This is a genomic window from Rhodococcus sp. NPDC055024 (assembly GCF_053608585.1).
Window position 1 is genome coordinate 20,303 of record NZ_JBSGVT010000017.1, and the last position, 12,636, is coordinate 32,938.

The window sequence follows — 12,636 nt, forward strand, 5'->3', positions numbered from 1 at the left end:
CGCCTTCGATAGATCGTGACACCTGATTCAGGCGCTCACGAGGTTCGACGCGAGAGGTGGCCGATCGGTTCCGTCAGCGCGAACGAAGCACCGGCGGATCGAACGCCTTGACCGGCGGCAGGTCCCCGTCGAATTTCTCGATCTGTACCAGAACGTGCTGGCCGGTGCAGCCGTGCGAGAGTGACGACGTACCGATGTCCGGCGTCAGAACGTTGGGATTTCCGTGCACACACATGGCGTCGGGATCGGCAGGATCGAGCGGGTCGTACCACGCACCGGTGGACAGCTGGACGACATCGCTCCGCAAATCCGAATCGACGATCACACCAGCAAGGCACGCCCCACGATCGTTGAACACGCGCACCACGTCTCCGGCCGACACGCCGCGCGCGGCCGCTGCATCGGGGTGCATACGAATCGGCTCGCGTCCCTGAATCTTCGACGCCTGGCTCGCAGCGCCGTGATCGAGTTGGCTGTGCAGCCGCGACTTGGGCTGGTTGGCGATCAGGTGAAGCGGAAACTGCGAGGCACGCGGGCCACCCAACCATTCGTCGGGCTCGTACCAGCGCGGATGCCCGGAGCAGTCGTCGTAGCCGAAGGACTCGATGGTCTCGGAGAAGATCTCGATCTTCCCACTGGGAGTCGAGAGCGGATACTTCTCGGGATCCTCGCGGAAGTCGCCGAAGAGCACGAGGTTGTCTTCGGTTCGCATCCGGTAGTGCCCGTCTGCCCAGAAATCCTCGAACGTCGGTGTGTTGCCGCCGTCTGCATCGACAAACGGCCGCCATTGATCGTAGAGGTGCTCGATCCACTCCTGTGAGGATCGCCCCTCGGTGAACTGTTCCCCGAATCCGAGCGCAGAAGCCAGATCGGCAAACGTGTCGTAATCGTCACGCGAGTTCTCGAAAGGTGGAACGACCTGCTGCATCGCAACCAGAAGCGGGTCGTTCCGAGTGCAGCTCAGGTCATTTCGTTCGAGCGAGGTGGTCGACGGGACAACGATGTCGGCGCTGCGAGCCATCGGCGTCCAGTACGGATCGTGAACGACGATCGTGTCCGGCCGTGCAAACGCGCGTCGCAGCCGCGGGAGATCTTGATGGTGATGGAAGGGATTGCCACCGGTCCAGTAGACCAACCGGATGTCGGGATAGGTCAGGCGTCGGCCGTCGTAGTCGAACTCCTCCCCGGGCGAGAGCAGCAGATCGGAAATCGCGGCTACCGGTATGAAATCCGACACCGGATTCAGACCTTGGGAAAATGTCGGCAACGGGTACGGGACCGGGGCTAGACCGGGTTCGTTCATCGAACCGTAGCCGTGCCCGAAACCGCCACCCGGAAGACCGAACTGGCCGAGCATCGCTGCGAGTGTCACGCCCATCCACGGCGCCTGCTCACCGTGTTTGATGCGTTGCAACGACCACGTGACGGTCACCAGCGTCCGGCCAGACGCCATTCTCCGAGCCAGGTCGGTGATGAACTCGGCAGAAACTCCGGAGATCTCCTGCGCCCAGCGGGGATCCTTCGGGACTCCGTCCGTCCGTCCGAGCAGGTAGTCCTCGAAGCGTTCGTAGCCGACACAGAAGCGGCCCAGGAATTCGCGATCGTGCAGGTTCTCCGACGCCAGGACAAACGCCAGGGCAAGCATGATTGCCACGTCGGTGCCCGGAACGGGTGCGATCCACTCGCAGTCGCCATCGACGTCGTCACGCAGCGGACTGAACGACACGATCTTTCCGCCGCGGGCCCGAAACGCGTTGAGCGCCCCGAGCGTCGGATGATCGCTCGTACCACCGGCATTGACTCCGGTGTTCTTGATCGGCACTCCCCCGAACGAGACGAGGAGATCGGAATGCTCCGCGATGACGTCCCACGACGTGGAGCGCGCGAACAACTTCCAGTGCGTTCCGACCACACGCGGCATGATGACGCCGGTGGCACCGAGCGAGTAGCTGTGGACCGACTTGGTGTATCCACCCAGCTGATTCAGAAATCGGTGAACTTGGCTCTGCGCGTGATGGAATCGACCGGCGCTGGCCCAACCGTACGAGCCACCGAAGATCGCGTTGTTTCCATGTGTGTCGACCACGCGACGCAACTCGCGCGAGAGGAGTTCGGTCAGCTCGTCCCAGGAGACCGAGACGAATTCGTCCGCTCCACGTTGGTCGCTGGGACCCGGTCCGTTCTCGAGCCAACCTCGGCGCACCGCCGGGCCGGCAACGCGAGCTCGACTGCGCACCGAACCGGCGAGGTTACCGAGCATCGGCGAGGGGTTCGAATCACCCTCGTACGGATGCACTGCGGTCACCTCGCCGGCGACCGACTCGGCGGTGAACATTCCCCAATGGGACATGTGTTGACGACGCCGGTTCGGTGCAGTTGTCACAGAAACTACCTTCGAAGTAGGTCAGGGAAGGGAAAGGACCAGCTTCTCGATGTCCACGCGCGGCCCCGTGAAGAACGGCACCTCCTCGCGAACGTGCAAGCGAGCTTCGGTGGCACGCAGATCGCGCATCAGATCGACGATACGGATGAGCTCCGGCGCTTCGAACGCGAGAATCCACTCGTAGTCCCCCAGCGCGAAGGCCGGGACCGTGTTGGCGCGAACGTCCTTGTACGAACGAGCAGCCATACCGTGATCGGCGAGCATCTTGCGACGCTCCTCGTCGGGGAGCAGGTACCACTCGTACGAGCGGACGAACGGGTAGACGCAGATGTAGTCGCCCGGATCCTCACCCGCGATGAAGGAGGGCACGTGGCTCTTGTTGAACTCCGCGGGGCGGTGCACCGCCGAGTTGCTCCAGATCGGAGCACTCGCCTGTCCGAGGACCGTGGTGCGACGGAAATCCGCGTACGCGGCCTGCAGCTCCTCGATACTGGCCGCGTGGGTCCAGATCATGAAGTCCGCGTCGGCGCGCAAGCCTGCGACGTCGTAGATGCCGCGAACCACGACGCCCTTGTCTTCGAGACCCTCGAAGAACAAGCGGGCGTCCTTGACCGCAGCTTCCCGATCATCGCCCAGCACACCGGGTTCCACCTGGAACACGGAGAACATGAGGTAACGGATTTCAGAGTTCAGTTTGTCGAAATCAAGGCGTGCCATGGGTCTATCGTGCCACTCGCTCGAATATCCGTGTAGCCGCCGTCGTGCCGACTGCGACACACGCCGGAACCCCGACACCGTGCAGCCACGACCCAGCCACTTCGAGACCGTCGAACTGCGTCATCTCGGACTCGATTTCAGCCACGATTTCCGTGTGACCTGGGGCGTACTGCGGAAGGCCTCCGTGCCACCGCTGGACGAAGCTCGCTCTCGGCTCCTCGGTGATTCCGGTCACGACCTCGAGATCGGCCCGCGCGAGTTCGATCAGTTCCCCATCGGGCCGGTTGACGATCTCCGATGCACCGAATCGGCCGAACGACACCCGAACGAGATGCTCGCCGCGATCAGCGAGGTGCGTCCATTTTCGACTCGACAACGTGAACGCCTTGGCGGTCAGGTCGGCGTCGGTGGCAACAAGAATCCCCGAATTCTGCGGCAGTTCGACCTGCCCGGACAAGCGGAGCGCCACCACCGCGGACGACGCCAGTTCGATCCGAGCGACGGTACTCGCAATATCCGTATCGACTCCGGCCAACAGCGTCGCTGCACGCGGCGCCGGGACCGCCAGAATGACCGCGTCCACGGTGCCGAGCGGATCGACGTGCCAACCCGTCCCGTCCCGGCGTAACTCCGAGGCCTCTCCGCGGACGAATGTCGCGTCGGCGGCCTCCCGCAGCGCATCGAGCAGGACGCCGTAACCGTCCCTGAGCGCTCCGAACACCGGTCCGGGCCCAGGGGTCGGCAACGCAGCCGCGACTGCATCCGTGAGGCTCTGAGCCCCGGCATCGAGCGCCGCAGCGAGCGTCGGTAATGCTGCGCGGACGCCGATGGTCTCCGCCAGCCCCGAGTACACCCCTCCCAGAAGCGGATCCACCGATCGGCCGACCACCTGATCACCGAATCGCTGCGAAACCAGTTCGGCAACACTGCAATCGGAACCGCGGGTCCACTCGAACGGGAAAGCCGGCTCGGCCGCTATGCGCGCCAGGGTCTGCTCGTCGACAAGATCTCGCACCGACTCCGCCGACGCCGGAATTCCCATCAGGGTTCCGGTGGGCAACCGATTCAGTGATCCCTGAGACCAGATCAACGGGCTCAGGCCCGCGGGATAGACGATCTGATCGGTCAGCCCCAGCTCGGCGAGAAGCGCGGGAACCTCGGGCCGACGGGCGATGAACGCCTCGGCACCGACGTCGATCGGTCCGCCGCCCAGATCGACTGTTCGCAGCTTCCCGCCCAGTCGCGGTGAGTCGTCGACGACCGTGATGTCGGCATCGGAACCCAGATTGCGCCGAAGCCGGTACGCGGCAACCAGACCGGAGATTCCGCCTCCGATCACCGCGACCGACGCCCGAGTGGTCGTCACAGCGAGTGCACCAGCTCCACCGCCGCGGTGATCGCCGAGGGATCGGTGTCGGGCAGGACGCCGTGGCCGAGGTTGAAGATGTGGCCGATGGCACCGGCTTCGATCGCGCGATCCCCTTCGGCGGCGATCCGGCGTACCTCGCGATCGATCACCTCGGGACCGGCGAACAGGACGGCGGGATCGAGGTTGCCCTGCAGTGCCTTACCCGGACCGACACGACCAGCCGCGACGTCGAGCGGGATCCGCCAGTCGACACCCACGACGTCGGCGCCGGCCTCCCCCATCGCGCCGAGGAGTTCACCGGTTCCGACACCGAAGTGGATGCGCGGAACGCCCGCAGCGGCAACCTCGGCGAATACGCGCTCGGAATGCGGGAGAACAAATTCCCGGTAGTCGGCCAGCGAGAGTGCGCCGGCCCACGAGTCGAACAACTGGACTGCGTCGACACCTGCCTTGAGCTGCGCTTGCAGGAAGCAGATCGTGGTGTCGGCCAAGCTTCCGAGCAACGCGTGCCAGGTCTTCGGGTCGGAGTGCATGAGCGCTTTGGTCTTCTCGTGGTTCCGGCTCGGACCGCCCTCGACCAGATACGACGCCAACGTGAACGGCGCTCCGGCAAAACCGATCAGCGGCGTCGAGCCCAACTCGGCGGTGAGAAGCCGAACGGCCTGCGCGATTGCTCCTACCTCTTCGGGGACCAGTCGCGGGAGTGCTGCAACGTCGGCGATAGAGCGAATCGGATTGGCGACCACCGGTCCGACCCCGGCAACGATGTCGAGATCGATTCCCGCGGCTTTGAGCGGAACGACGATGTCCGAGAACAGGATTGCCGCGTCCACGTCGTGACGGCGCACCGGCTGCATCGTGATCTCACAGACCAGCGCCGGATCGAAACATGATTCCAACATGCCGATCCCGGCGCGGATCTCGCGGTACTCCGGCAACGAACGCCCGGCCTGACGCATGAACCACACCGGCCGTCGACTCGGGGTGCGTCCGGTCGCCGCGGCAAGCAACGGTGCCTCGGGCAAAACTCGCCGAGCGCTGTATTCCGCCGACCCGGTGGTGCCTGAATTCATGTTGTCCAACCCGCTCATCAGTCCTCGCGCTCTCCGCCAACGTGTGTCTTCGATCGACTCAATGCTGCCATGTCCCACACTCCGGATCGGACACCCGAGCGGTTCGTGAGCGGCCACACACCCGAGCCACACTCGGTCGGCGCGCCTCCACCTACCCGCCCGCATCCCCGACTAACGTCCTGACCTGTGACGACATCCGGATCGACAGCCGACCCGGCCGAGTTCCGTGCCGCCGTGGAGGCGATGACCGCTGCGCGGGTTCGGCCCGAGATAGAGGTCGGTCCCATCCGTCCGCCGCAGCGTCTCGCTCCGTACAGCCACGCCGTGGGGGCGGAGGTACTGCATCCGGACTCCGACGTCGTGGCAGAGCAATCCGAAGGTGACGCTTTCGGCCGCCTCATCCTGCTGTTCGATCCGGACGGCGACGAGGCGTGGAACGGCACCATGCGGTTGGTCGCCTATATCCAGGCCGATCTCGACGAAGCGGTCGCCGCGGATCCACTGCTTCCCGAAGTAGCCTGGAGTTGGCTGGTGGACGCATTGGAGGCGGGGCCGGAACCTTTTGTCGCCCTGGGCGGTACGGTCACGGCCACAACTTCGGTGCGCTACGGCGACATTGCCGGGCCGCCCCGAGCCCATCAGCTCGAACTACGAGCGTCCTGGACTGCAACTTCGTCCGAACTGGCCCACCACGTCGAGGCTTTCTGTGAAGTTCTCGCCTATGCGGCGGGACTTCCTCCCGCCGGGATAACCACGCTGTCGCGGCAGAACGACTGACTCTGTTACTCGTTTGAGCATTCCCCCGGAAAAATACTAGAACCTGTTCTAAAATGAGTCATGCAACGTCTCAGCGGACTCGACGCGACCTTCCTCTACTTGGAAACACCGACCCAGCTATTGCACGTTTGTGGACTTGTCCTGCTCGACCCCACGACCATCCCGGGCGGTTACGACTACCGGAAGCTGCTTCGCGAGTTGGACTCGCGGATGGCCACCATGCCGACCTTCCGGCGCAAACTCAAGGATTCGCGCCTCAATCTCGACTACCCGGTGTGGGTCGACGATCACGATTTCGACATCGAGCGGCATTGCCATCGGACCGCGGTACCCGCGCCGGGCACCCACGCGGAACTGGCGGAACTTGCCGGGCACATCGCCAGCCAGCCATTGGATCGGTCGCGTCCGCTGTGGGAGATGTGGGTCATCGAGGGACTCGCCGACGGACAGATCGCGGTCATGTCGAAGATCCACCACAGCGCCGCCGACGGCATAACCGGCGCAAACATCCTGGCTCAGCTGTGCAGCCTCGAACCGGATTCACCGGCCCTGGTGGACCCCGACGCTCAAGGGGCAGGCGACGCGGGAACGCTGGACATCGCCATCGGCGGACTCATGGCCGTCATCGCCCGACCCGCACGAATTGCCCGTCTGGTCCCCGGCGGGATCGCCATGCTCCCGAAGTGGGTGACGCGTGCGCGAAAGGGTGAAGCGATGCCTGCTCCGTTCACCGCGCCGCGGACCTCGTTCAACGGCGCGATCACCGGTCACCGCAACGTCGCGTTCAGCCAACTCGATCTCGCGAAGGTCAAAGCCGTCAAGGACCGTCACGGCGTCAAGGTCAACGACGTGGTTCTCGCGCTCTGCGCCGGAGCATTGCGTAAGTATCTGGAGGACCGGGACGAACTGCCGGAGGATTCCCTCGTCGCCATGGTGCCGGTGTCGGTCCACGGCAAATCCGATCGTCCGGGCACGAACCAGATCTCGGGCATGTTCACGCAACTCGGCACCCAGATCGCCGATCCGGTCGAACGTCTGCACGCGATCAGCGATTACAACGCCACCTCGAAGAACCACAACGAAGCACTCGGGGCGAACATGCTTCAAGACTGGTCGCAGTTCGCATCGCCGGCGGTGTTCGGCGCCGCTATGCGCGTGTACTCGTCACTCAAGCTCGCCGAACGTCACCCCGTCGTGTCCAACCTGGTGGTCTCCAACGTGCCAGGGCCGCCGGTCCCGCTCTACTTTTTGGGCGCGCAAATCAAAGGAATGTTCCCACTCGGTCCGATCTTTCACGGGGCGGGCCTCAACGTGACGGTGATGTCGCTCGACGGAAAACTCGACGTCGGCATCGTCAGTTGCTCTGATCTGGCACCCGAATTGGATGAGCTCGCGCAAGGTTTCGGGGCAGCTCTCGACGAACTGTTCGAGGCTGAGGTGACAACCACTGTCCCCACTGCGACGTAGAGTCAGTGACCATGTCCGAAGTCACCGATGATGCGACCGAGCCCACCTCCGACGTAGTTCCGCTGCTCGTACCTCGTGACGGAGTTCCGGAAGTCATCACCACTGCCGCCGGCGTCGCAGCCGCCGCGGCCGCGTTGGCCTCCGGCCACGGCCCGCTCGCGGTGGACGCCGAGCGGGCATCTGGATTCCGCTATTCGGCACGGGCGTACCTGATCCAGCTCCGACGCGAAGGCGCGGGATCGTTCCTGCTCGATCCGATTCCGACGGCGCAGGATCTACAGCCGTTGGCCGAGGCGATCAACCCGTTGCAATGGGTGCTTCACTCTGCGGATCAAGATCTCCCCGGCCTCGCAGAATTGGGCCTGACACCGGCGGAACTCTTCGACACCGAATTGGCGGGACGACTGGCGGGCTTCGAGCGAGTCGGACTGGCCGCAATAGTCGAACGAACCCTGCGGGTGGAACTTCGCAAGGGTCACGGCGCTGCCGACTGGTCCACGCGTCCGCTGCCGGACGCGTGGTTGAACTACGCCGCCCTCGACGTCGAAGTGCTTCTCGAGCTGCGCGACGCGATGGAAGCTGAACTCGAATCGCAGGGAAAGCTCGAGTGGGCGAAGGAAGAGTTCGAGTACATCCGGCTGGCCGGCCCGCCCAAACCCAAGCCTGACCGTTGGCGTCGTACGTCGCACATCACCTCGCTCAAGACCACCCGTCAGTTGGCGGCAGTGCGGGCGCTGTGGCAGGCCCGTGAGGATCTCGCACGCAAACGCGACGTGTCTCCGAGCCGGGTACTTCCCGACTCCGCGATCATCGATGCCGCTCTCAAAGATCCTCAGTCGTTGGACGCGCTCCGCTCCCTTCCCGTCTTCGGCGGACCACGTCAACGCCGTTATTCGCGTATTTGGATGGATGCACTCGAAGCCGCGCGCAGGCTCCCCGACAGTGAGCTTCCGCCGAAGACTCCGCCGATCGTCGGGCCCCCCGCCGCCGGTCGCTGGGCTCGACAAGATCCAGCCGCTGCCGACCGGTTGACGGCGGCGCGCGCAGCACTGTCGGACCTGAGCAAAGAGGTTTCGGTACCGGTGGAAAACCTGCTCCAACCCGATCTGGTCAGGCGCCTGTGCTGGGACTGGAAATTGGAACCCGACTCGGACATCGCCGAAGTCGAGAATGCAATCGAGACCAAGCTCACTTCCGGTGGCGCACGTGGCTGGCAACGCACTTTGACGGTTCCCGTCCTCGCAGAGGCACTGAACTCCGTGGTCCCGGCCGAGCCCGAAGTGGAAGAGCCTGAATCCTGACCTGACCCCGGTGTGAAGTTGGAGCAATTCGGCACGTTAAGTTACCGGTCAGTAATGGGCAGTAGTACGCTCGATACGAGGCCGGACGCCTGGCCGTGATCGCCGAACCAACGTCTCACCGCCCTTCGGTGCGGTGGGCAGCTCCATCAGGAGGAATTCGCGTGGCTCCATCCACAAACAACCAACGCAACGTCGTCTTCGTCGACGGCATTCGCACCCCGTTCGGCAAGGCCGGCCCTAAAGGCATGTACGCCGACACACGCGCAGACGATCTCGTCGTCAAGGCGATTCGTGAGCTGCTTCGTCGTAACCCGCAGCTCGATCCCGCGCGGATCGACGAAGTGGCCGTCGCAGCCACGACGCAGACCGGTGACCAGGGCCTGACCATCGGCCGCACCGCTGCGATCCTCGCCGGTCTCCCCGAAACCGTCCCCGGATTCGCCATCGACCGCATGTGTGCCGGCGCGATGACCGCCGTCACCACCACCGCGTCGGGCATCGGCTTCGGCCAGTACGACGTCGTGATCGCCGGTGGCGTCGAGCACATGGGCCACCATCCGATGGGTGAGGGCGCAGACCCCAACCCGCGCTTCCTCGCCGACCGCCTGGTCGACCCGAGCGCACTCGTGATGGGTAACACCGCCGAGAACCTGCACGACCGGTTCCCGACCATCACGAAGGACCGCACGGACGCGTACGCCGTGAACAGCCAGAACAAGTACGACGCCGCCAAGAAGGCCGGCTTCATCGCCGATACCCTGGTTCCCGTCGCGACCCGCAGCTCAGCCGGTTGGGGCCTCGCCACCGAGGACGAGCCGCCGCGTCCCGGAACCACCGTCGAAGACCTCGCGAAGCTCAAGACGCCCTTCCGCCCGGCCGGACGCATCACCGCCGGTAACGCCGCCGGACTCAACGACGGCGCCACCGCCGCACTCCTCGCCGGCGAGGACACCGCAGCCGAACTCGGCCTGCCCGTCGGCATGCGCATGGTCGGCTTTGCTTACCAGGGCGTCGACCCCGCCGTCATGGGCATCGGACCGGTTCCCGCCACCGAGAAGCTTCTGGCCCGCACCGGCCTGAAGATCGAGGACATCGGACTCTTCGAGATCAACGAAGCCTTCGCCGTTCAGGTTCTCGCGTTCCTCGAGCACTACGGAATCGCCGACGACGACCCGCGCGTCAACCAGTGGGGCGGCGCCATCGCGTGTGGCCACCCCCTCGCTTCCTCGGGCGTTCGCCTGATGACGCAGCTCTCCCGCCAGTTCGCGACACGCCCCGACGTGCGCTACGGCTTGACCACCATGTGCATCGGCCTCGGCATGGGCGGCACCGTCATCTGGGAGAACCCGAACCACGCTGACTACCAGGCAGGAGTCAACTAAATGTCTGATATTGCAACAGCATTCGCCGACGAGGTCGTCACGAACGCCTACACCAAGATCATCTCGGTTCCCGGTATCGAGGGCCCGTTTGCACTGATCACCCTCGACAACGGCTTCGATCACACCAAGCCGTCGTCCTTCGGTCCCGGCGGACTCGCAGCATTCGACGCTGCCCTCGACGAAGCCTTTGCCGCCAACCCGGTTGCCGTCGCGGTCACCGGCAAGCCCTTCATCTTCGCCGCCGGCGCGGACCTCAAGGGTGTTCCCGCGATCACCTCGCGTGAGCAGGGACTCGAGCTGGGCCGCTTGGGCCACAAGGTGTTCCGACGCCTCCGTGAGTCCTCCGTTCCCACGTTCGCCTTCATCAACGGCGTCGCCCTGGGCGGCGGCCTCGAAGTAGGCCTGCACAGCCACTACCGCACGGTTGCCGCCAACGCGGGCGCGCTGGGGCTTCCGGAAGCATTCCTCGGTCTGGTCCCAGGTTGGGGCGGAACGCAGCTGCTCCCCAACCTGGTGGGCCCGTCCAACGCAGTCACCGTGGTGATCGAGAACTCGCTGAACCAGAACAAGGTGCTCTCCCCCAAGAAGGCACTCGAACTCGGCGTCGTCGACGTCGTTCTCGACTCCGCCGACTTCATCGAGCAGTCCCTCGCCTGGGCGTCGCAGGTCCTCGCCGGCACCGTCACCCCCGCTCGCCCGGAGATCGATCGTGGCCAGGGCTGGGACGACGCGATCGCCCGCGCGAAGGCAATCGTCGACGGCAAGACCAAGGGCAATGCACCCGGCGCCGTCAAGGCCGTCGAGCTGCTCGAACTGGCTCGCAGCACCGACATCACCGATGCCGCTTCGCTCGACAAGGGCTTCGCGGCCGAGGACGAGGCTCTTGCCGATCTCCTCCTGACGGACGAGCTCCGTGCTGGTCTGTACGCCTTCGATCTGGTGAACAAGCGCGCCAAGCGTCCCGCCGGAGCACCCGATCGCTCACTCGCTCGTAAGGTCAGCGGCGTCGGCATCGTCGGTGCTGGCCTCATGGCCAGCCAGCTCGCGCTGCTCTTCGTCCGCCAGCTCAAGGTGCCGGTCATCCTGACCGACATCGACCAGGAGCGCATCGACAAGGGTGTCGGCTACGTCCACACCGAGATCGAGAAGCTCCAGGGCAAGGGACGCCTGTCCCCCGACGCCGCGAACCGCCTCAAGGCACTCGTTTCCGGCTCGCTCGACAAGGCCGCGTTCGCCAAGACCGACTTCGTCATCGAAGCCGTCTTCGAGAACATGGACGTCAAGAAGAAGGTCTTCGCGGAACTCGAGCAGTTCATCGCTCCCGAAACCATCCTCGCGACCAACACCTCCTCGCTCTCCATCACGGAGATGGCGTCGGGGCTCGAGCATCCCGAGCGTGTGGTGGGCTTCCACTTCTTCAACCCGGTGGCCGTTCTTCCCCTCCTCGAGATCATCAAGGGTGAGAAGACCGACGACGCTACTCTCGCAACGGCTTTCGCCACCGCGAAGTCGCTGAAGAAGTCCGCCGTCCTCTGCGGCGACAAGGCCGGCTTCGTCTTCAACCGCCTCGTCACCCGCACCTTGGGTGAGGTCATGTCCGCCGTCGACGAAGGCACCCCCTTCGACGTCGCAGACAATGCGATCGCCGAACTCGGCATGCCGATGTCGCCGTTCACGCTGCTGGCCCTCGTCGGACCCGCCGTGGCACTGCACACCGGCGAGACCCTGCAGGAGTCGTACCCGGACCGGTTCAAGAGCTCACCCGGACTCGAAGCACTCGTCGACGCCCGCAAGCCCGGCGTGTGGACCTGGGGCGAGAACGGTCAGGCCGTCGACCCCGAGGTCGCCGCACTGTGGCCGCAGGGTGACAAGGCGTCCACCTCGGAAGAGGTCCTCGAGCGCACACGTCGCGCGTTCGCCGAGGAAATTCAGATCATGCTCGACGAGGGCGTCGTAGCGGCGGCCGAGGACATCGACCTCTGCCTGCTGCTCGGCGGCGGATTCGGATTCTGGAACGGCGGCATCACGCCGTACCTGGACCGCACCGGTACCTCCGAGGCCGTCAACGGCAAGCGCTTCCTCGCGCCCGGTGTTGCCAGCGTCTGAGAAAGTCGATAGACCCGTCACGGACGGCGTGCCCTCGGGTACGCCGTCCGTGACGTTTGCG

At 64.9% G+C, this 12,636-nt stretch carries 9 protein-coding genes; 5 read left to right on the forward strand and 4 right to left on the reverse strand.

All coding sequences use genetic code 11. The annotated features are described in order from the left end of the window. Positions 1-73 precede the first annotated feature (73 nt). Genes ACWF6P_RS27180 through hemE form a run of 4 tightly spaced genes read right to left on the reverse strand, consistent with a single transcriptional unit; the run spans position 74 to position 5,560 of the window. Positions 74-2,350, reverse strand: coding sequence for a molybdopterin guanine dinucleotide-containing S/N-oxide reductase (locus ACWF6P_RS27180; RefSeq protein ID WP_452623184.1), 2,277 nt, complete (start codon positions 2,348-2,350; stop codon positions 74-76). Positions 2,351-2,404: 54 nt separating this feature from the next. Further along, positions 2,405-3,100 carry a hydrogen peroxide-dependent heme synthase gene (hemQ, locus tag ACWF6P_RS27185; protein ID WP_019748269.1) on the reverse strand — a complete coding sequence of 232 codons (696 nt, stop codon included), beginning with the start codon at positions 3,098-3,100 and terminating at the stop codon, positions 2,405-2,407. A 4-nt stretch (positions 3,101-3,104) separates the two neighbouring features. Continuing rightward, on the reverse strand, positions 3,105-4,466 hold the full coding sequence (locus ACWF6P_RS27190; protein ID WP_452623139.1) for a protoporphyrinogen oxidase: 1,362 nt from the start codon (positions 4,464-4,466) through the stop codon (positions 3,105-3,107). Beyond that, entirely contained in the window at positions 4,463-5,560 is a 1,098-nt protein-coding gene (gene hemE, locus ACWF6P_RS27195) for a uroporphyrinogen decarboxylase (protein ID WP_452623140.1), read from the reverse strand. The genes ACWF6P_RS27190 and hemE overlap by 4 nt, the downstream gene beginning before the upstream one ends. Positions 5,561-5,728: 168 nt before the next feature. On the opposite strand from hemE, the gene ACWF6P_RS27200 reads away from it, so the two are divergent. From ACWF6P_RS27200 to ACWF6P_RS27220, 5 genes are all read left to right on the forward strand, one after another. After that, entirely contained in the window at positions 5,729-6,319 is a 591-nt protein-coding gene (locus ACWF6P_RS27200) for a DUF3000 domain-containing protein (protein WP_003942604.1), read from the forward strand. A 60-nt stretch (positions 6,320-6,379) separates the two neighbouring features. Further along, on the forward strand, positions 6,380-7,786 hold the full coding sequence (locus ACWF6P_RS27205; RefSeq protein WP_452623141.1) for a WS/DGAT/MGAT family O-acyltransferase: 1,407 nt from the start codon (positions 6,380-6,382) through the stop codon (positions 7,784-7,786). 11 nt (positions 7,787-7,797) lie between these two features. After that, positions 7,798-9,087 carry an HRDC domain-containing protein gene (locus tag ACWF6P_RS27210; RefSeq protein WP_452623142.1) on the forward strand — a complete coding sequence of 430 codons (1,290 nt, stop codon included), beginning with the start codon at positions 7,798-7,800 and terminating at the stop codon, positions 9,085-9,087. 161 nt (positions 9,088-9,248) lie between these two features. Next, on the forward strand, positions 9,249-10,469 hold the full coding sequence (locus ACWF6P_RS27215; protein WP_003942598.1) for a thiolase family protein: 1,221 nt from the start codon (positions 9,249-9,251) through the stop codon (positions 10,467-10,469). Next, complete coding sequence (locus ACWF6P_RS27220; RefSeq protein ID WP_452623143.1) at positions 10,470-12,575, forward strand: 3-hydroxyacyl-CoA dehydrogenase NAD-binding domain-containing protein; 2,106 nt, start codon at positions 10,470-10,472, stop codon at positions 12,573-12,575. Positions 12,576-12,636 lie beyond the last annotated feature (61 nt).